The 18,835-nt window shown below is 70.8% G+C and carries 19 protein-coding genes; 6 read left to right on the top strand and 13 right to left on the bottom strand.

Annotation, left to right across the window (positions count from 1 at the left end):
- The first annotated feature begins 1 nt into the window (after position 1).
- Positions 2–1,117, top strand: a complete 1,116-nt coding sequence (locus ACWEPG_RS14660) for an NDMA-dependent alcohol dehydrogenase (protein ID WP_452594670.1) — start codon at positions 2–4, stop codon at positions 1,115–1,117.
- A 111-nt stretch (positions 1,118–1,228) separates the two neighbouring features.
- On the opposite strand, the gene ACWEPG_RS14655 is transcribed toward ACWEPG_RS14660, so the two are convergent.
- The 4 genes from ACWEPG_RS14655 to ACWEPG_RS14640 all read right to left on the bottom strand — a co-directional run bounded on the left by ACWEPG_RS14655 (position 1,229) and on the right by ACWEPG_RS14640 (position 4,415).
- Complete coding sequence (locus ACWEPG_RS14655; RefSeq protein WP_450113825.1) at positions 1,229–1,534, bottom strand: hypothetical protein; 306 nt, start codon at positions 1,532–1,534, stop codon at positions 1,229–1,231.
- A 907-nt stretch (positions 1,535–2,441) separates the two neighbouring features.
- Positions 2,442–2,762 carry a hypothetical protein gene (locus ACWEPG_RS14650; RefSeq protein WP_452594669.1) on the bottom strand — a complete coding sequence of 107 codons (321 nt, stop codon included), beginning with the start codon at positions 2,760–2,762 and terminating at the stop codon, positions 2,442–2,444.
- Positions 2,763–3,020: 258 nt separating this feature from the next.
- Complete coding sequence (locus tag ACWEPG_RS14645; protein ID WP_450113827.1) at positions 3,021–3,335, bottom strand: hypothetical protein; 315 nt, start codon at positions 3,333–3,335, stop codon at positions 3,021–3,023.
- Between the two features lie 210 nt (positions 3,336–3,545).
- Positions 3,546–4,415, bottom strand: coding sequence for a LysR family transcriptional regulator (locus tag ACWEPG_RS14640; RefSeq protein ID WP_450113828.1), 870 nt, complete (start codon positions 4,413–4,415; stop codon positions 3,546–3,548).
- Between the two features lie 75 nt (positions 4,416–4,490).
- Here ACWEPG_RS14640 and ACWEPG_RS14635 point away from each other — a divergent pair, with 75 nt between their 5' ends.
- Positions 4,491–5,486 carry a bile acid:sodium symporter family protein gene (locus ACWEPG_RS14635; protein WP_450113829.1) on the top strand — a complete coding sequence of 332 codons (996 nt, stop codon included), beginning with the start codon at positions 4,491–4,493 and terminating at the stop codon, positions 5,484–5,486.
- A gap of 38 nt (positions 5,487–5,524) precedes the next feature.
- On the opposite strand, the gene ACWEPG_RS14630 is transcribed toward ACWEPG_RS14635, so the two are convergent.
- The 7 genes from ACWEPG_RS14630 to ACWEPG_RS14600 form a co-directional block, all read right to left on the bottom strand.
- On the bottom strand, positions 5,525–6,544 hold the full coding sequence (locus ACWEPG_RS14630; protein ID WP_450113830.1) for a 3-oxoacyl-ACP synthase III family protein: 1,020 nt from the start codon (positions 6,542–6,544) through the stop codon (positions 5,525–5,527).
- Entirely contained in the window at positions 6,541–7,218 is a 678-nt protein-coding gene (locus ACWEPG_RS14625) for an SRPBCC family protein (protein ID WP_452594668.1), read from the bottom strand. Before ACWEPG_RS14625 ends, ACWEPG_RS14630 begins: the two co-directional genes overlap by 4 nt.
- Positions 7,215–8,882 carry a thiamine pyrophosphate-binding protein gene (locus tag ACWEPG_RS14620; RefSeq protein ID WP_452594667.1) on the bottom strand — a complete coding sequence of 556 codons (1,668 nt, stop codon included), beginning with the start codon at positions 8,880–8,882 and terminating at the stop codon, positions 7,215–7,217. The genes ACWEPG_RS14625 and ACWEPG_RS14620 overlap by 4 nt, the downstream gene beginning before the upstream one ends.
- Before the next feature lie 94 nt (positions 8,883–8,976).
- Entirely contained in the window at positions 8,977–9,732 is a 756-nt protein-coding gene (locus tag ACWEPG_RS14615) for an anti-sigma factor family protein (protein WP_452594666.1), read from the bottom strand.
- Positions 9,729–10,235, bottom strand: coding sequence for a sigma-70 family RNA polymerase sigma factor (locus tag ACWEPG_RS14610; RefSeq protein WP_450113834.1), 507 nt, complete (start codon positions 10,233–10,235; stop codon positions 9,729–9,731). Before ACWEPG_RS14610 ends, ACWEPG_RS14615 begins: the two co-directional genes overlap by 4 nt.
- Before the next feature lie 81 nt (positions 10,236–10,316).
- Entirely contained in the window at positions 10,317–10,922 is a 606-nt protein-coding gene (locus ACWEPG_RS14605) for a YqgE/AlgH family protein (protein WP_450113835.1), read from the bottom strand.
- A 56-nt stretch (positions 10,923–10,978) separates the two neighbouring features.
- Complete coding sequence (locus ACWEPG_RS14600) at positions 10,979–11,671, bottom strand: TetR/AcrR family transcriptional regulator (RefSeq protein WP_450113836.1); 693 nt, start codon at positions 11,669–11,671, stop codon at positions 10,979–10,981.
- A gap of 147 nt (positions 11,672–11,818) precedes the next feature.
- Between ACWEPG_RS14600 and ACWEPG_RS14595 the strand changes: the two genes are divergently transcribed.
- Both ACWEPG_RS14595 and ACWEPG_RS14590 read left to right on the top strand, forming a co-directional pair.
- Entirely contained in the window at positions 11,819–12,802 is a 984-nt protein-coding gene (locus ACWEPG_RS14595) for an NAD-dependent epimerase/dehydratase family protein (RefSeq protein WP_452594665.1), read from the top strand.
- Between the two features lie 34 nt (positions 12,803–12,836).
- Positions 12,837–14,171 (top strand): hypothetical protein, encoded by a 1,335-nt coding sequence (locus tag ACWEPG_RS14590; RefSeq protein WP_452594687.1) that lies wholly within the window; start codon positions 12,837–12,839, stop codon positions 14,169–14,171.
- 36 nt (positions 14,172–14,207) lie between these two features.
- Here ACWEPG_RS14590 and ACWEPG_RS14585 read toward each other — a convergent pair whose 3' ends face one another.
- The gene (locus tag ACWEPG_RS14585) at positions 14,208–14,714 is read right to left on the bottom strand and encodes a hypothetical protein (protein WP_452594664.1); all 507 of its coding nucleotides are present in this window, start codon (positions 14,712–14,714) and stop codon (positions 14,208–14,210) included.
- Between the two features lie 156 nt (positions 14,715–14,870).
- On the opposite strand from ACWEPG_RS14585, the gene ACWEPG_RS14580 reads away from it, so the two are divergent.
- The gene (locus ACWEPG_RS14580) at positions 14,871–16,439 is read left to right on the top strand and encodes a DUF4185 domain-containing protein (RefSeq protein ID WP_450113839.1); all 1,569 of its coding nucleotides are present in this window, start codon (positions 14,871–14,873) and stop codon (positions 16,437–16,439) included.
- A gap of 22 nt (positions 16,440–16,461) precedes the next feature.
- Positions 16,462–17,301 carry a sulfurtransferase gene (locus ACWEPG_RS14575; RefSeq protein ID WP_450113840.1) on the top strand — a complete coding sequence of 280 codons (840 nt, stop codon included), beginning with the start codon at positions 16,462–16,464 and terminating at the stop codon, positions 17,299–17,301.
- On the opposite strand, the gene ACWEPG_RS14570 is transcribed toward ACWEPG_RS14575, so the two are convergent.
- The gene (locus ACWEPG_RS14570; protein ID WP_450113841.1) at positions 17,298–18,743 is read right to left on the bottom strand and encodes a CCA tRNA nucleotidyltransferase; all 1,446 of its coding nucleotides are present in this window, start codon (positions 18,741–18,743) and stop codon (positions 17,298–17,300) included. The two genes, ACWEPG_RS14575 and ACWEPG_RS14570, sit on opposite strands and share 4 nt — an antisense overlap.
- Between the last annotated feature and the right edge of the window lie 92 nt (positions 18,744–18,835).

The following is an 18,835-nucleotide window of genomic DNA, read 5'->3' as shown; positions in this document are numbered from 1 at the left end:
TGTGAAGACCCGCGGTGCCATCATCCGCAGCACCCCCGGCCGCTACGAGGTCGTCGAGCTCGACCTCGACGCCCCCCGCCGAGACGAGATCACCGTCATGATGGTCGCGTCGGGCATGTGCCACTCCGACGACCACATCGCACTGGGCGATCATGCCGTCGGCGTGTACCCGATCTGCGGCGGCCATGAGGGCGCCGGCGTCGTCGTCGAGGTGGGCCCGGAGACAACCGGATTCGCCGAGGGCGACCACGTGATCTTCTCGTTCGTCTCCGGCTGCGGACGCTGCCGCTGGTGTGCGAAGGGCCTGCAGAACCTGTGCGACCGCGGCGCGGCCATCATGACCGGCGGTCGCCCCGACGACCCGAACAGCTACCGCCTGAGCCTGGACGGGCAGCCGGTGGCGCAGACCTGCGGCCTGTCGACGTTCAGCGAATACACCACCGTCAGCGTCGATTCCGCGATCAAGGTCGACAAGGACCTGCCGCTCGAGACGCTGTGCCTGCTCGGGTGCGGCGTCGGCACCGGTTGGGGCGCCGCGGTGAACTCCGCGCAGGTCTACCCCGGTCAGACGGTGATCGTTATGGGCGTCGGCGGAATCGGCATCAACGCCGTCCAGGGCGCCGCGCACGCCGGCGCGGCGCACATCCTGGCCGTCGACCCGGTTGCCTTCAAACGGGAGAGTGCCCTGAAGTTCGGTGCCACCCAGGCATTTTCGACGATGGAGGAGGCCACCGAGGTGGCCCGTTCGCTGACCAACGGCCAGGGCGCCGACGCGGCCATCGTCACCGTCGGCGTGACCACCGGCGACCACATCGCGCAGGCGTTCTCCGCCATCCGCAAGGCCGGCGTCTGCGTGGTGACCGGCCTCGGGAAGATGACCGATGTCGGCATCCCGATCAGCCCGATGGAGCTCACGCTCTACCAGAAGCGGCTGCAGGGCTCACTGTTCGGCGCCTCCGCCCCGTCCGCGGACATCCCGTGGCTGGTGGACCTGTACACCGCCGGCAAGCTCGAACTCGACGGACTCGTCACCACCACCTACACCCTCGACGAGGTGGCGCAGGGCTTCGACGACATGCACGCCGGACGGAACCTGCGCGGCGTGATCGTCTTCTGATCCCGCTCGTGCGGACGCTCCGCCACCGTCGGGCCGAACAGGGCCCGACGGTGCGCGGGCGTCGACGCGGGGCATGTCTCCCAATCCCGCGACAGGGATCGGGAGACATGCCTAACTGGCAGCCAGCTCGTCGGGGAGGACGCGGAAGACACCAAGAAAACAGCCAGGTTCCGGTTCCTCTGCGAAGACCCCGTGGCAGGGCTCGGTGTTGCCCACAGCAGCGCTACCCGACTCAATGGGGCCCGCAGCGCTGCCCAGTGGGGAAAGAAGGACTGCGGCGACCTGCATGAACAGATCGCCGGCGTAGGGGTCGTACTCCTCGGCCGACGCCGTGCCCCCACCGAGGGCCAGGCCACCGCCGAGCAGAGCCGCCGCGACCAGGACGGACGCGCCTCGGCGCGCCAGATTTCGAGACATGCAACTTCCTTCGTTCGAATGTGACAGATCGGGGCGACCACCCCAACGCAGCGCCCCCCGACCGGGCCAGGCTAGGACGAATCGGCCAGTCCTGCAGCCGAATCGAATTCGAGTTTCCGCAGTTCACTGCGTTAAACACGACCGGCGGCAGGACCCCCCGCCGCGCTGCGGTCCTGCCGCCGTGGGTCCCACTCACTTGGGCGATTCGGACCTGAGGTGTGTCTCCCGATCCCACGACAGGGATCGCGAGAGGTGCCCTAACGGGAAATGCTGGGAAGGGTCTTCAGCCAGTCGCGCACTACGACTCAAAGATCTCGGCGGGGAGGACGCGGAGGTGACCAAGACAGCCAGGGCGGGGCACCCCTTCGTAGAACCCGTCGCAAGGCTCACTGCTGCCCACAGCAGCGCTGCCCGACTGAACGGGGCCCGCAGCGCTGCCCGTCAGTTGGGGAACAATGACTGTAGCGAGATCGATAGCGAGATAGACGAACGATTCGCCGAAACTGGGGTCGGTCTCCTGGGCCGACGCCGTGCCCCCACCGAGTGCCAGGCCACTGCCGAGCACAGCCGCCGCAACAAGGACGGACGCGCCGCGGCGCGCCAGATTTCGAGACATGCAACTTCCTTCGTTCGAATGTGGGACCGGGGCGCCCATACCCGGCACGGCACCCCCCGACCGAGCCAGACTAGGGCGAATCAGCCAGTCCTGCATACGAATCGGACCCGAGTCGCCGCAGTTCACGGCGTTAAACACGACCAGCGGCAGGATCCCCCACCCGCGCGGCGGTCCCGCCGCCGTGAGTCCCGCTCACTTGAGCGACTCGGACCTAGCTCCCACTCCCGCAACAGGGATCCCGCTACATGACCTAACTGGAAGTGCTGGGAAGGGCCTTCAGCCAGTCGCGCACTACGACTCAAAGAACTCGTCGGGGAGGACGCGGATGACACCAAAACAGCCAGGACCATCCGGTTCCGGATTATCGGAGACCCCGTGGCAGGGCTCACCGCTGCTGCCCACAGCAGCGCTGTTCGTTTCAAGGCTGCCCGGATAAATGATTCCCGCGTTCGTTAGCGGGTAGACAATGGCACCGACGACGACTTCGACGAAACTGCCGCCGGGCTCGGTCTCCTGGGCCGACGCCGTGCCCCCACCGAGGGCCAGGCCACCGCCAAGAACAGCCGCCGCGACCAGGACGGACGCGCCACGGCGCGCCAGATTTCGAGACATGCAACTTCCTTCGTTCGAAAGTGTGAGGACCGGGGCGCACACCCGACGCGGCGCCCCCCGACCGAGCCAGACTAGGGCGAATCAGCCAGTCCTGCAGCCGAATCAGATTCAGCTTCCGCAGTTCACAGCGTTGAACACGACCGGCGGCAGGACCCCCACCGCGCGGTGGTCCTGCCGCCGTCGGTCCCGCTCACTTGGGTGATTCGGACCTGAGGAGGTGTGTCTCCCACTCCCGCAACAGGGATTGGGAGAAGTGCCCTAACTCAGGGAAGCAAGCTCGGTGGGGAGGTAGCGGTAGGAGAATATGCAGCCAGGGCTGTCTTCCCCCATTTCTACCCAGCTCTCGCAGGGTTCGCTGCTGCCCACAGCGGCGCTGCCAGACCCGGGCTCAGAGCTGCCCAATGGGGGAAGAATGACGTCGGCGACGAATTGGCCGAATTCTGCGACGGAACCGCCGAAGACGGGGTCGGTCTCCTGGGCCGACGCCGTGCCCCCACCGAGGGCCAGGCCACCGCCGAGCACGGCCGCCGCGACCAGGACGGACGCGCTGCGGCGCGCCAGATTTCGAGACATGCAACTTCCTTCGTTCGAATGTGGGACCGGGGCGCCCATACCCGGCACGGCGCCCCCCGACCGAGCCAGACTAGGGCGAATCGGCCAGTCCTGCGGCCGAATCGGATTCCAGTTTTTGCAGGTCACAGCGTTAAACACGACCCGAGCCAGGATCCCCCACCGCGCGGCGGTCCCTCCGCCGTGGGTCCTACTCACTTGAGTGATTCGGACCTAGCTGCGGCGCAGGCGGCGTTCGCTGGCCACGATGAGCGCCGTCAGCGCGGCCTCCGGCCCGGTCGCGGGCCGGGGGCGGCGCATCACCACGAAGTCGGCGTCGCCGGGGTCGGGCAGGGCGTGGCCGGGAAGCGGCACCAGGCCGTCCGGCAGCATCGACTCGGCGTGCACGATGTACCCGAGACCGGCCAGCACCGCCGCGCGCAGGCCGAGCAGGCTGTCCGTCACGCACGTCGTCCGCCACACCAGCCCCGCCCGCTCCATCGCCTCCATCGCCGCCCGCCGGGTGATGCTCGGCGGGGGATAGGTCACCAGCGGCACCGGACCGGCGGCGGGATCGGCGACCTCGCTCTCGGGAGATCCCGCCCACACGAGGCGGTCGCGCCAGACCAGCTCCCCGTGCCGTTCCCCGGGCCGGCGCATCCCGAACGCGAGGTCGAGTTCACCGGCCGCGACCTTCGCCCCCAACGTCTCGCTGAGCCCGACCGTCAGCTCCAGGTCGACCCGCGGGTGGCTGCGCCGGAACTCCAGCAGCACCTCGGGCAGCTCGGCGGCGACGAGGTCGTCGGAGACCCCGAACCGCAGCAGCCCGAACAGGGCGGGTTCCGCGAAATACGCCTCTGCCTGCTGTGACGCGTCGAGGATGGTGCGCGCGAAGCCGAGCATCGCGGCTCCGTCGGCGGTCAGTTCGACGTTGCGGGTGTCGCGGCGCAGCAGTTCCCGGCCGACCGACTTCTCGAGGCGCGCCACGTGTCCGCTGACGGTGGACTGACTCAGGCCGAGCCGTGCCGCGGCGGCGGTGAACCCGCCTTCGCGATCGACGGCGACGAGGGAACGGAGCAGCACCGGATCCAGCATCCCCGACATTTATCACGTTTCTCGATGCGAATAATCGGTCTCATCGACTTCTCCGATACCCGGTGCTCGCCCTACCGTGGTCGGGTGAGGTTTCTGAGCAGGTTCCACGTCGACGGGTTCATCCTGTCGATCATCGCGGTCGCGGTGCTCGCCAGCATCTTCCCGGCCTCCGGCGCCGGCGCGACCACGCTCGAACGGGCCACGAAGATCGCCATCGCCTTCCTGTTCCTGCTCTACGGCGCCCGACTGCACCCCCGGGAAGCACTCGAGGGCCTGAAGCACTGGCGACTGCACTCGGTGGTGTTCGCCGCGACGTTCGTGCTCTTTCCGCTGATCGGCCTGGCGCTGCGGATCCTGGTGCCGTCGGTGCTCACCGAGGAGCTGTACACCGGCGTGCTGTACCTGTGCCTCGTGCCGTCGACCGTGCAGTCGTCGATCGCGTTCACCTCCATCGCCCGCGGCAACGTCGCCGGGGCGATCGTCAGCGCGTCGATGTCCAACCTGCTCGGCGTGTTCGTCACCCCGCTGCTGGTGATCCTGTTGATGAACACCACCGGCGAGGCGCACGTCGACGCGTCGTCGATCGTCGACATCGTCGTGCAGCTGCTGATCCCGTTCCTCCTCGGACAACTGATCCGACCGCGGGTCGCGGGATTCCTGCAGAAGTACGCCGAGCCGACCAAGCTCGTCGACCGCGGCTCGATCCTGCTCGTCGTCTACGCCGCGTTCAGCGCCGGCATGGTCGAGCACGCCTGGGACGGGCTGTCCGCGTGGAATGTCGTCGCGCTGGTCGCGGTGTGCTGCCTGATCCTCGCGGCCGTGATGACGGCAACCGCGTACGCGGGCAAGGCCCTCGGGTTCTCGCTGCCCGACCGGATCGTCATCTTGTTCTGCGGGTCGAAGAAGAGCCTCGCCACCGGCCTGCCGATGGCGGCGGTGCTGTTCGCCGGCCAGCCGATCGGGCTGATCGTGTTGCCGCTGATGATCTTCCACCAGATCCAGCTGATCGTGTGTGCCGCGCTGGCCCAGCGCTACGCCCGCCGCATCGACCCCGACCGCGAGCCCGTTCCCGCATCCTGACACCCCTCGGGGGAGTGGTCGTGCCGGTCGGGTTTCGGTCAGGCGGGGGCGGCGCCCCAGCGGACGGCGGCGGCGCCTGCGAAGTCTCCGGCGTGCGCGAACGCCGCCATCACCACGAGCGCGCCGTTCGGGATCCGGCCGGCGCGGTTCTCGGTGTCGAGGGTGACCGGGATCCCGGCGGCGAACAGGTTTCCGCACTCGTCGAAGGTGTCGGGATGCCGCTCGACCGGCAACTGCATGGCCTCACGCCAGTTCCGCAGGAACAGCCGGTTGGGCTGGTTGGTGACGAACACGTCCACCGCATCCGGCGCCACCCCCAGCTGCCGGCACACGTCCTGCGCGACCTCGGGAACCATCCGGTTGCCGCGCGCGTAGACGCGGGCGATCTTGTTCTGGTCGAACGCGATCCGGAACTGCCCTTCGCCCGGCTCCCAGTACTTGCGGGGCGGGTCGACGTCAGCGTCGGCGGGCGACGGGGCAAACTCCCCCTGCGAACGGCACGCGGTCGCGAGGACCGGGGCCCGGTCGTCGACGACGAGAAGACCGGCGCCGCAACCATCCCCGGGGATCGCGGCCTGCGGCTGCGAGCGCACGGTGGTCTGGGTGAACACCTGCCCGGCGGCGTTCTGGATCGCGACGACCAGCGCCGACCGCAGCCCGTCCCGCTGCAGCAACTGCTCGGCCACCCGGATCATGTACGGGAACGCCGCGCACCCGCTGTTGTGCACGTCGAGCACCCAGTCCGGGTTCGCGCCGAGCCGGTAGGCGAGTTCGCCGGCACAGCCCTGCACGGGCAGGTCCGGCAGCTGGGTGTGGGTGAGGACCACGTCGACGGCGCGCATCGCGTCGTCCCCGGACCGCTCGCGCAGCGGGGTGACCGCACGCCACGCCATGTCCACCGCGCTCTCGCCGTCCGCGACGTGGTGCCGGTAGGCCGGGGGCCGGAACATGGGACTGTTCGCGAGCCTGCTCGGTTTCGAGAACTGCGCGAAATAGTCCGCTCCGACCCGGTTCTCGGGAAGGTAGGACGCCACGTCCACCAGGCTGACGGTCTTCACGACGCACTCCCGGACGATCGAAGCCAGTCGGGGGTGACCGGCAGGCCGTGCGCATGCCGGTACTCGCAGATCCGCGTCAGGTTGTCCAGTTCCAGCTGGTGCCCGGGATAGAAGACATCCCAATAGTCACCGACCCAGGCCGTGCGGCCCTCGAGAGCCTTCTCCGGGAACGGATTCCGGTCGTAGAACGGATGATGACAGTTGGTCCACAACACCACGGACCCCGCCTTGTCGAGCACCAGCTGGGCGTCGACGACCCGCATCAGGTAGATCATCCACAGGTGCTCGCCCTGGTCCCAGGCGCAGTGGTAGTCCACGGTCATCGCCTCGGGGCAGACGTGGGTGCGGGTGTAGATGTCGGTGTCGCCGCTGCCGAGCAGATCCTTTCCGCGCCACAGTCCGTCCCCGCCGATCCGGGCGAAGCCGCGGAGACTGAAGGTCCACTCCTCCAGGCTGCGGGTGTGCGCCAGGTAGTCGTACACCTGCCCCGGCGGTGCGTCGACGTAGCCCTGCAGGCTGCAATAGTCGCCGTAGATCTGCTCGTGCGGGTACACCGCGTGCATCATCTCCGCGATCATCGGGTGCGCCTCCTCGGCGGGGGTGTTCTCGATGCGGTGCACGGTCGGCAGCGCGTCGGCGGGGATGTCCGCGAGGGCGGCGGGGGACTCGGTCATGACGCGGCTCCGGGCTCGTGGGGGAGGAAGGGCAGGAACGGCGGTGTCTCGTCCGGGTCGCAGAGCACCTCCACGAACGCCGGTCCGGTATCGAGGGCGACGGCGGCCAGCGCGGCGTCGAGTTCGGCCACCGTGGTCGCGGAATGGGCAGGCACCGTCGGGAACATCGCGGCGACGCCGGCGGCGAGGAACGACGGCGCGAACCGGTTGAGGCTGAACCGGTCCGGGAACAGCAATCGTTCGCGTGTCACGCACATCCCGTGGGCGTTGTTGTTGAAGACGACGAACGTGACCGGCAGCGCATGCTGGACCGCGGTGTGCAGTTCCATGCCGTGCATGTAGAAGGCGCCGTCCCCGGCGATCACGACTGTGCGGCGCCGCCGCTCGAACGCCGACCCGATCCCGGCACCGAAGGCGTAGCCCATGCCGCCCATACCGAGCGCGACGACGAACCTGCCGCCGCGTCGCACCGGCAGGTGGTGCACGGCCGCTGCGCCGGTGTTCCCGGCATCGACGAACACGTCCGCACCGGCCGGCAGGTGCCGGTCCAGAGCGGCCATCGCGTCCCGGTAGCGCAGCCCCGGACCGGTGGCCTCAGGTACGGGCAGCCCGACCGAGCACAGCGGCGGGCCGTCGACCGCGGGGCCCGGGACGGGTCCGAGCAACACGGTGAGGCGGCGGAGCGACGCCCGCAGGTCGACGGAGACGGCATGGGTGGACGGCAGGTACGGGGGCACGGACCCGAGGGACGCGACCACCGAGCCGCGCAGCCCCTCGTCCAGGCCGGTCCGGGCGAGAACCGGCATCCGGGTGCCGACCAGCAGGCACAGCTGCGCACAGTTCAGGGCGTCGAGGACCTCCGGGTGTCCCATGACGCCCGCGACCCCGCAGAATCCGCGGGTGCGCGGATCCACCGTGTCCTTTCCGTCGGGCGTGACCGCGACCGCGGCGTCGAGCACGCGGACCAGATCCGCGAGCTCGCCGCGGGCGTCGGCCCGCGCGACCTCGTCGCCGGCGAGAACCAGGATCTTGCCGCGTCGACGCGCGATTCCCGCGGCGTGCGCGACCCGTGCGATTCCCGGTTTGTCCAGGGCGCGTGCGGGTCTCGGGTCGATCGGCCGCCGGGACGTCGGGTCGGCGGCGGACTGCTGGACATCTTTCGGGAGCAGCAGCACCGCCGGGCCGCCGCGCGTGGCCGCGGACACCGCCCGGGACAGCTGGTCGGCGAGATCTCCGGCCCGCTCGACCCGCGCGCAGTACCGGGACACCTCGGCGAACAGCCGGACCGCGTCGAGCGATCCGGCGCGGCCACTCGAATCCTGGAACGCTCCAACGCCTTCCAGCGTTCGCGGCGGCTGACCGACCAGGGCGAGGACCGGCACCCGTGACGCGAACGCCTCCCCGAGCCCGGCCACGAGGTTCAGCGCGCCGCCACCGGAGGTGGCGGCGACCACGCCGAGCCGTCCGGTGCTGCGCGCGGCACCGTCGGCCATCGTCGCGGCCGCGAACTCGTGCTTGGCGACCACACCGGTGATCGGCGCGCCACAGCGGGACAGCGCGTCGTACAGATCCTCGATGTTGGCCCCGTCCACCCCGAACACGTGCCGGACCCCGAAGTCGGCGAGCGATTCGACGAGGTGGTCGACCACCCGTGTCACCGTCATCGACACCTCCCGTGCCCGGCCCCAGTGCTTCACCGAGGGACACGAACGTCGGCGTCGAACGGTTCACACCGGTCGTGAACCGCGCCGAGATCCGTCAGAAGGTGCTGGTCAGGATCACCTGATCGGTTGTCACCGAGCGGATGTCGACACGTTCGATCCACAGCATCGGCACACTCGTCGTCGCCGACGGCGTCACCGTTTCCCCGGCCGCGGCGGACCAGGTGGCCAGGGTGGTGCGGGTGCCGCTGTGGTCGGTGAGGATCAGCTCGTAGTCGGACCGTTCGGTCCCGTATCCGCCGCCGGGCGGGGCCTCGTAGCGGCAGACCACGTCGATCCGGCTGCCCCACGACTGCGCGATCACCGACACCTCGGCGGTCACCGAGCTGGGCACGACCGGCTCCATGGCCTGCGCCGTCACCGGCGCCGACGGGCCCTGCGGCATGTTCGGCGACGGACCGGTCGGCTCGGTCGGCAGCAACGTCACGGCCGCCGCCAGCGCGGCCGCCGCGGCCGCCGCACCCACCCCGATCGCCGCGGCCCGGCCCCAGTGCCGCCGCGGACGGGTCGCCGCCATCAGTCTCGGCAGCAGGTCGGGCGGCGGGTCTCCGGCAGCGTCCCCGCGCAGCGGGATCGGCGTCGGACCCGCCGGCGAGGGTGCATCGAGTCCGAGTGCCGTATCGGCGGGCACCTTCCCGAGCAGCGCAGGCAGCCCGGCGACCTCGGCGACGGCCAGCGCACACCGGTCGCAACCGCCGAGGTGCTCCTCGTAGGCACGGCGGTCGTCGGCGTCGAGGGAGCCGAGCACGTAGGCAGCGTCCCAGTCCGCGTAGACGTCCGGGTCGGTGGTCACGGTGTCACCCCCATCTCCTGCAGCGCCAGCCGAAGGGCGCGCAGTGCGTAGTGCAGCCGCGACTTGACGGTGCCGTCCGGGATGTCGAGGTCGTCGGCGATCTGGCGCGTCGACATGCCGCGGTAGTAGGACCGGACCAGCACGGCGCGGTGGTCGGGGCTGAGCTGGGCGAGCGCATCCGCGATCAGCCAGGAGTCGAGGGCGGCCTCGGAGGCGTCCGGTGTCGCCTGCTCCGGGGGACTGTCGGTGCCGAACTCCCGTTTCGCCCGGGCACTGCGGCTCGAGTCGACGACCAGATTCCGGGCGACGGTGAACAGCCAGGCCCGCGCGGACCGCTCGCTCTGGTCGAGGATCCGGGGCCGCTGCCAGGCGCGGAGCAGCGTCTCCTGGACGATGTCCTCCGCCTGGACCCGATCACCGGTCAGTCTCATCGCGTACCGCCACAGCGCCGCCGCGTGCTCCCCGTACAGGACACGCATCAGTTCCGCCTGATCCTGCGGCATCCGTCTCCTCCCGACCGGACCACGGTATCGGGACCGGTTCGGTTCAGGAGGGTTCTACGGGTTACAGGTGTCGCTGCCGGATCAGTTGCGATCGACCTCGATCGGGTGAGTGGCGAGCAGCGAGAGCGGGAGCGGTTGCCTGCGCAGAACCTGCGCCCACAGGTCCACGCGCGGCGGGCCGATCACGTCGGACGGCAACGCGGAGACGACCATCCAGTCGTCGCGCTGCAGTTCACCGTCGAGCTGACCCATCGTCCACCCGGAGTATCCGGCGAACACCCGGAGTCCCTCGATGTGGCTGCCCACCTGGTCGGGGTCGCTGTCCAGATCCACCATCACCACGCGGCCGTGGACCCGGCGCAGGCCGTGAACGCCGTCGATGTTCGCGCCGGTCCGCAGCGTGGCCAGGCACAGGGCGGAGTCGAGCTTGACCGGGCCGCCGACGTGGAGGGCCTTCGGGCGGGTGCACAACTCGGCCCACTGCGGCAGGACGGTGTGCACGGCGGCCTCGCTGGGCCGGTTGAGGACGACGCCGAGGCTGCCCGCCTCGTTGTGCTCGATGACGTAGACGACCGTGCGCCGGAAGGCCGGTTCGGTCAGGTCGGTGGCGGAGACCAGCAGGCTGCCCGGCCGCACCACGGGTTCCGTCGAGGCCGTGCGGTCGTCGGGTTCGTCTGCGGGATCCACCGCACAATCATTGCACCGCAGGGGCCGACCCGTGTCCTGGCCGAGGCGGCCCTCCGCTACAGGCCGACCGTGTCGGCGAGCACGGTCAGGTGGTGATCGAACAGTGCCCGCGGATCGGAGAACGTGTCGGTGCCGTACTGCCCGAACACCTCGAACCCCACGGCGCCGAACAGTGACACCCACAGCAGCACCGCCCTGGCCAGCGCCTCGTCCGGCAGGTCGAGGCCCAGCTCCGCGCGGATGCGCCGGGCGTCGCGACGCAGCGACTCGGCCACCGGCGGGGAGGGCATCGCGCGCAGGGTTCCGGCGCGGTGGGCGTCCTCGACGATCCGGACGAGCGCGGTGATCACCCGGGTTCCGGGACCGGTGGTCCGCTCCGCGGGTGCGTGGTAGCCGGGCACCGGGCTGCCGAACAGCAGGGCGTAGCCGGCGGGTTCGCCGAGCGCCCATTCGCGGACCGCGTGCCCGAGTGCCCGCAGCCGGTCCGGCGCATCCTCGGTGTCGACGGCGGCGAGCGCGGCGTCGACGGCGTCGCCGAGTTCGGTGTAGCACTCGACGACCAGCAGGGTCAGCAGGTCGTCCCGGTTGGCGACGTAGCGGTACACGGCCGAGGACACCACACCGAGGTCGCGGGCGACCGCGCGCAGCGACAGCGCCGCCGCCCCGTCGCGGGCCAGGTGATCCCGGCCGATGCGGGTGATGTCGGCGAGGGTCCGTTCGCGGGCGCGCTGGCGGGGGGTGGCGGTCACGTCGTTCAGCCTGACCGCTGAGCGTGAGCACTGTCAACTTTTGAGAGCACTGCTCTTGACTCCGGCGCGGCGGGGGTGCATTCTCAAAACGAGAGCAGTGCTCTCTAAGTCGAAATCCGACAGCAATCCCGACCAGAGGAGAACGTCATGTCGACACTGCACGTGGTGACCGGGGCCGGACCGGTCGGCTGGGCCGTGGCCACCCGACTCGCCGATCGCGGCGACCGGGTTCGCCTGCTCACCCGGTCCGGTTCCGGCCCCGACCACCCCGCGATCGAGCGCCGCCGCGTCGACGTCTCGGTGCCGGGCGCCCTCGACGACGCGCTCGACGGCGCCGCCGCGGTGTTCCACTGCACCCACGGATCCGCCTACTCCGCGGCCGCCTGGCGCCGCGAGCTGCCGTCCACCGAGGCCGCGGTGCTGGATGCCGCCGGCCGCGCCGGCGCGGTCGTGGTGTTCCCGGAGAGCCTGTACTCGTACGGGCCGGTCGACGGCCCGATCACCGAGCACACCCCGCGCACCGCAACCACCGGCAAGCTCGGAATCCGCGCGGAGCTCCTGCGGGCCCGGGAGCGGTCCGCGACCCCGACCGTCAGCGTCGCCGCCTCCGACTTCTTCGGCCCCCACGCCCTGATGGCCCACGGCGGCGAACGGATGGTCGCGACGCTGCTCGCCGGCCGCCGGATCCGGGTGATGGGCGCCCTCGACGTGCCGCACTCGTTCACCTACGTGCCCGACCTCGCCGCCGCGATGATCGCCGCCGCCGACAACCGGGACCTGTGGAACTCGGTGCTGCACGCCCCGACCGGACCGGCGGTGACCCAGCGGCAGATGGTGCAGGCGTTCGCGGACGCGGCCGGGGTCGAGGACCCGAAGGTCGGCGTGCTGCCGGGCTGGGCACTGCGCGCGGTCGGCCGGGTGCACGGACCGACCCGCGAACTCGCCGAGATGCTCTACCAGTTCGAGCGGCCCTTCGTTCTGGACTCGACCCGCAGCGAACGTCTGCTCGGCCTGACGCCGACCCCACTGCCCGAGGCCGCGGCCACCACCGTGGCCTGGTGGCGGGACCGTGGCTCCGCGCCCGTCGCGGTAGGGTCCGGCCGTGGGCAACACTCCGGCGGGCAACACTGACGTACCGGATGAAACCGGACGCCCGCACCACCGGCTGCGCGCGGCGATCCGCGCCACCCCCGGCCTCGGCCGCCTCGTCACGGTGCGCTTCGCCAGCCAGTTCGGTGACGGCATGTTCCAGGCCGCGCTCGGCGGGGCGATCCTGTTCAACCCCGAACGGAACACCGACCCCCTTGCCATCGCCGCCGGGTTCGCGGTCCTGCTGCTGCCCTACTCACTGATCGGCCCTTTCGCCGGCGCACTACTCGACCGCTGGGACCGGCGGGCCGTACTGAAATGGGCAAATCTTTTGCGGGGCACCCTGATCCTCGCCACCGCGGGATGTCTGCTCGCCGGCGCGCCGAATCCACCGATCCTGCTCCTCGCCCTCGCCGCCGTCGGGGTGAGCCGGTTCGTCCTCGCCGGCGTGTCCGCGTCCCTGCCGCACGTCGTGCGCCAATCCTGGCTGGTGTCCACCAATTCCGTGCTCGCGACCGTCGGCTCCGGCGTCTCCGCCGCCGGTGCGGGCGCCGCGGTGACCGTGATCGGCCTGCTCGGCAGCAGCGACCGCAGCTCCGGGATCGCGGTGGCGGTCGCGGCACTCGGCTCCGTGGTCGGCGCAGTCGCCGCCGCCGGATTCGCCCCGCACCGCCTCGGGCCCGGCGCCACCTCCGTGGTGGCGGGCTCCGCGGCGGCGGGGGGTGCGGGCGGCACCGCCGCCTCAGGTGTGGGCGGCACCGCCGCCTCAGGTGTGGGCGGCACCGCCGCCGCGGCGCGGGCGGTGGCCGCGGGGCTCCGTGTCGGGGCCACCGCGGTGTGGCAGGCGCCCGGCGTCACAACTGCGATGACCGGAATCGGCGCGCACCGCATCGTGTTCGGAATCGACACACTGATCATGGTGCTGTTGCTGCGGGCACCGGCGGCCGAGGGCGCACTGCCCGGCGGGCTGGCCGGTTTCGGAGTGGCCGTCGGCGCAACCGCGGCGGGAATGCTGCTCGCCGCCGTCGCAACCCCGTTGCTGATCCCTCGGATCGGGCGCACCCGCACCGTGGTGCTCGGCCTGACCACCGCCCTCGTCGTCCAGGCGACCCTCATCGCGGCCCTGACCCAGCAGTCACTGCTGATCGGGGCGTTCCTGCTCGGCCTCGCCGGGCAGACCGTCAAGCTCACCGGGGACGCAGCCATGCAGATCGACATCGACGACACCCGGCGCGGTCAGGTCTTCGCGCTCCAGGACACCGTCTTCAACATCGCTTTCCTCGCCGCGCTCGCCGCGGCGGCGACGGTTATCGCCCCCGACGGCCGCACCCCCGCGCTGGTGTACGCCGGGGTCGGCGTCTACACGCTCGGTCTCGTCGCGGTGGCCGCGAACTCGCGTCGCACCGGTTGAACCCCCATCACCATCGCCCGTGAAAACAGGGCTTTCTCAGTATGTTTCACTCACCGGGCGGCCTGCCCCCGAGACATCGAGCAGTCCGTCCCCGTCCGAGTCCACCAGCAGCAGATCCATGCCGCCGTCTGCATCGGTGTCGACCTGTAGTTCGGTGACGCTGCCCCGGGTCGCGAGCACCGCGTCGACCGTGCCGTCGCCGTCGGTGTCGAGCGGAGTGTCTTCCGGCAACCCCGCGGCAGGGGATTCGGCCGGGACCGGGTTGCCCCGAGGTGTCGGTGAGTCGACCTCGACCGCCCACGTGCCCGACCCGTCGGGATCGGTGAAGAATCGCACCGACTCCGCTCCGGCGTCGAGGACGGAGAACTCGGCCACCCCGTCACCGTCGCGATCCCACAGCGCATCGTCGCACAGGCCGTCCCCGTCGAAGTCGAGCGCGACGGCGTCCGGCCCGCCGGGCTCGCCCAGGTCGAGGTCCGCCGTCGACACCCACTCGTGCGGGTCGTCGACGCCCGTTCCAAAGACGTACTCCACCAGGTCCATACGGGTAGGACGCACTACGGCCGCGGCCGGTTCCGCTCCGCCGCACTGTCGGTCGAACGGTCGACGCGGCGCGAGAGTCTCGGCGTGCGCTGTTAGATTCGACTCGCACGTTCGCCCGACCGGCCGTCACGGCCACCCGACCGAAGAGGGGGCTCGATGTACCGCCGGATCGGAGCACCGCTGTGTGCGCTCGCGCTCGTCACATCGGGATCACTGCTGGCCGCACCGTCGGCGTCCGCGGCCCCGAGTGTACCGACCAACGCCTGCGGTGAAACCGGTTTCGACCCATCCGCGGCCGCCGGGGGCGGACCGGCCCTCCCCGGCAACATCGACATCCGGTACCCGTGGCCGCAGATCGTGCCGGTGCCGGTGCCCGACCCGCCGCAGGACCAGACCCGCGTACCGCAGGCGCCGTTGCCCGCCGACCCGTGCGCCGACCCCTGCCCGGATCTGACCGACCCTGCGCCCGAGGGACCGGACGGCGACCCCGGCTCGTCGGGTTCGGCGTCGTCGGGATCGGAATCGTCGGGGCCGGAGTCGTCGGGACTCGGGTCCACCGGCTCGTCCTTCGGGTCGTCCCTCGGGTCGAACGGGTCGTCGGTGCCGCGGTTCTCGATCACCCCCGACCCCGAGCCGATCCCGATTCCCGTTCCCGGTCCCGGTCCGTCCGAGCCGCTTCCTCCGGCGCCGGCACCGCAGTCGCCGCCCGTCGAACCGGCACCGGTGACCGCCGCCCCGCCCGCGGCGAGCGTCGAATCCACTTCCCTGGTCGCGCAGCTGACCGGACACGGTTCGATCAACCGCACCGACAAGCGCTGGCAGGTCAACGGCACGGACCTGGGCATCACCTGGGAGTCCAAGCCCGGAGAGGTGACGATCGCGTTCGGCGACACCTTCGGCAAGGACTGGACCCCGCCCGGAGCCAACGGCACCGACTGGCGCTCGAACGTGGTGGGACACAGCACCGACCGCGACCTGTCCGACGGGCTGACCATCGACTCGATGGTGCAGGACAGCCGCTGCCACGCCGCCGAGGTACTCGGCAGCCGCAAGATCAAGAACTGGGAGACCACCACCATCCCCACCTCCGGCTTCGCGCTCGGCGACCGGCAGTACATGAGCTACATGTCCGTCCGGCGCTGGAGCGTCGTCCCCGGACTCTGGTACACGAACTACGGCGGGATCGCCTACTCCGACGACAACGGCCGGACCTGGACCAAGGATCCGTACGCCCGATGGGAGAACATCTTCGGGCTCAACAACTTCCAGGTCGCGAGCATGGTTCCGGCCGGTGACCACGTCTACCTGTTCGGTACCCCCAACGGCCGGCTCGGCACCGTCGCGGTGGCCCGGGTGGCGAAGGACCAGGTGCTCAACAAGACCGCCTACCAGTACTGGGTCAACGGCGAGTGGACGCCGGTGGGGGAGAAGTGGCCCACCCCGATCCTGCACGACACCGCCGCCGAACTGTCGGTGCGATACGACGAGGCGCGCGGGCTGTGGCAGATGAGCTACCTCGACACCGTCGCAGGCGCGATCGTCCTGCGGCAGTCGACGAGTCCGCAGGGCACCTGGACCAAGGGCGTCCCCGTCGTCCGGTCCGCCGACTACCCCGCGATGTACGGCGGCTTCATCCACCCCTGGTCCACCGAACACGACCTGTACTTCACGATGTCCGAATGGGACAGCTACAACGTCTATCTCATGCGCGCGCAGCTGAACTGACCGGCGAGGGCACACTGGTGCGATGACAGCCGACATCATCGCCCCCGCCGATCTGCTGACCCGGCTCGGTCGAGGGGAGGACATCGTGATCCTCGACGTCCGATGGCGGATCGACCGGCCGGACGGGCGAACCGAGTTCGACGACGGTCACATTCCGGGTGCGGCATATGTGGACCTGGAGTCCGAGCTCAGCGACCACGGCGTCCCCGGCCGCGGTCGGCATCCGCTGCCGAGCGGCGGCCGGCTCGCGGAGGCCGCGCGTCGGTGGGGCGTCCGCGCGGGCGTTCCCGTGGTGGTCTACGACGACTGGAACAACGTGCCCGCCTCGCGCGCCTGGTGGCTGCTCACCGCCGCAGGCGTCCCCGAGGTCACCGTCCTCGACGGCGGCTGGGCGGCCTGGCTGTCCGCGGGAGGGGCCGTCCAGACCGGCTCCCACGAACCGGAGATCGGCGACATCGCCTTCACGGCAACGGACCTGTCCGCCGCGGCGCTGCCGACCACCACGGCCAACGGGGCCGCGGACCGGGCCCGCGACGGGGTGCTGGTCGACGCCAGGGCCGGTGAGCGCTACCGCGGCGAGGTCGAGCCGATCGATCCGGTCGCGGGTCACATCCCGGGTGCGGTGAACGTCCCCGCGACGGAGGTCCTCGCCGCCGACGGCCGGTTCCGGTCTGCCGACGAGCTGCGGGCCCGCTTCGCCCGAGCCGGAATCGACGGCTCCCGGCCCGTGGCCGCGTACTGCGGCTCCGGCATCAATGCCAGCCAGCTGATCGTCGCGCTGCGGCTCGCCGGGATCGACGCGGCGCTGTTCCCGGGCTCCTGGTCGGAATGGACCTCCGACCCGGCCCGCCCGATCGGTTAGCGCTCGGCCCACCACTTCAGCAGCTCGGCCTCGGCCTCCTCGCGGGGCAGGGGCCCACGGTCCAGGCGCAGTTCCTTGAGGAACGTCCACGCCTGGCCGACCTCCGGTCCCGCCGGGATGCCCAGCAACTGCATGATCGCGTTGCCGTCGAGGTCGGGGCGCACCCGCGCCAGATCCTCCTGCTCCGCGATCCGCGCGATCCGCACCTCGAGATCGTCGTAGTTGGCCCGCAGCTTGGCGGCCCGCCGCTTGTTCCGGGTGGTGCAGTCCGCCCGCACCAGCTTGTTCAGCTTCGGTAGCAGGTCGCCGGCGTCGGTGACGTAGCGGCGCACCGCCGAGTCCGTCCACTGCCCGTCGCCGTAGCCGTGGAACCGCAGGTGCAGGAACACCAGCCGGGAGACGTCCTCGACCATCTGCTTCGAGTACTTGAGCGCCCGCATCCGCTTGCGCACCATCTTCGCGCCGACCACCTCGTGGTGGTGGAAGCTGACCCCGCCGCCCGGTTCGTTGCGTTTGGTGTCCGGCTTGCCGATGTCGTGCAGGATCGCCGCCCAGCGCAGCACCAGGTCCGGGTCGCCCTCCTCGAGGTCGATCGCCTGCTGCAGCACCGTCAGCGAATGCTGATACACGTCCTTGTGCTGGTGGTGCTCGTCGATCTCGAGGGTCAGCGCCGGGATCTCCGGCATCACCCGGGCCGCGAGCCCCGTCGTGCACATCACCTCGATGCCCTCACCCGGGTACTCGCCGAGGATCAGCTTGTCGAGTTCGGCGCGGACCCGTTCCGCGGTGATCCGGTCGATCTGGTCGGCCATCGCGACGATCGCGTCGTGCACCCGGGGCGCCAGGGTGAAGCCGAGCTGGGAGACGAACCGCGCGGCGCGCAGCATCCGCAGCGGATCGTCGTTGAACGAGATCTCCGGGGCGGCCGGCGTGTCGAGGACGCCGGCGAGCAGCGCGTCCATCCCGCCGAGCGGGTCGACGAACTCCTGCTCACCGGCCGGGCCGATGCGCACGGCCATCGCGTTGACGGTGAAGTCGCGGCGGACCAGGTCCTCGTCGAGGCTGGTGCCGTAGGCGACCTCCGGGTTGCGGGTCACCCCGTCGTAGGCGTCGGTGCGGAAGGTGGTGATCTCGATCTGCTGACCGGCCTTCGCCGCGCTGATCGTCCCGAAGGCGATGCCGGTGTCCCACTGGTTGTCCGCCCACCCCTTCAGCAGCGCCTGCACCTGCTCGGGCCGGGCGTCGGTGGTGAAGTCCAGGTCGGTGCCGAGCCGGCCGAGCACCGCATCCCGCACGCTGCCGCCGACCAGGTACAGCTCGTGCCCGGCGTCGGCGAAGCGCGCCCCGAGCGGGGTCAGCACGTCCGACAGGCCGCGCAGGGTGACGGTCGCTGCGTCGAGCAGGCGCGCGCGACGCTCGGCATCGGGAGTTGGGGAAACCACGACTGTGCAGCTTACCGACCCGAGCAGCCACGGCCCGAGCCCGCCGACGGTCCACCGGTGTGGGATTCGGGAGCACCCGCACGCGACAACTA

It is taken from the genome of Rhodococcus sp. NPDC004095 (assembly GCF_053604015.1).
Note: the sequence above shows the minus strand (reverse complement) of the source record. Positions and strands in the feature narration are given on the sequence as shown.

Coding starts and splice junctions, on each gene's coding strand:
- ACWEPG_RS14655 (WP_450113825.1), bottom strand. CDS start 1,534: ATGTCTCGAAATCTGGCGCGCCGAGGCGCGTCCGTCCTGGTCGCGGCG.
- ACWEPG_RS14650 (WP_452594669.1), bottom strand. CDS start 2,762: ATGTCTCGAAATCTGGCGCGCCGTGGCGCGTCCGTCCTGGTCGCGGCG.
- ACWEPG_RS14645 (WP_450113827.1), bottom strand. CDS start 3,335: ATGTCTCGAAATCTGGCGCGCCGCAGCGCGTCCGTCCTGGTCGCGGCG.
- ACWEPG_RS14640 (WP_450113828.1), bottom strand. CDS start 4,415: ATGTCGGGGATGCTGGATCCGGTGCTGCTCCGTTCCCTCGTCGCCGTC.
- ACWEPG_RS14625 (WP_452594668.1), bottom strand. CDS start 7,218: ATGACCGAGTCCCCCGCCGCCCTCGCGGACATCCCCGCCGACGCGCTG.
- ACWEPG_RS14620 (WP_452594667.1), bottom strand. CDS start 8,882: ATGACGGTGACACGGGTGGTCGACCACCTCGTCGAATCGCTCGCCGAC.
- ACWEPG_RS14610 (WP_450113834.1), bottom strand. CDS start 10,235: ATGCCGCAGGATCAGGCGGAACTGATGCGTGTCCTGTACGGGGAGCAC.
- ACWEPG_RS14595 (WP_452594665.1), top strand. CDS start 11,819: ATGTCGACACTGCACGTGGTGACCGGGGCCGGACCGGTCGGCTGGGCC.
- ACWEPG_RS14585 (WP_452594664.1), bottom strand. CDS start 14,714: ATGGACCTGGTGGAGTACGTCTTTGGAACGGGCGTCGACGACCCGCAC.
- ACWEPG_RS14580 (WP_450113839.1), top strand. CDS start 14,871: ATGTACCGCCGGATCGGAGCACCGCTGTGTGCGCTCGCGCTCGTCACA.
- ACWEPG_RS14575 (WP_450113840.1), top strand. CDS start 16,462: ATGACAGCCGACATCATCGCCCCCGCCGATCTGCTGACCCGGCTCGGT.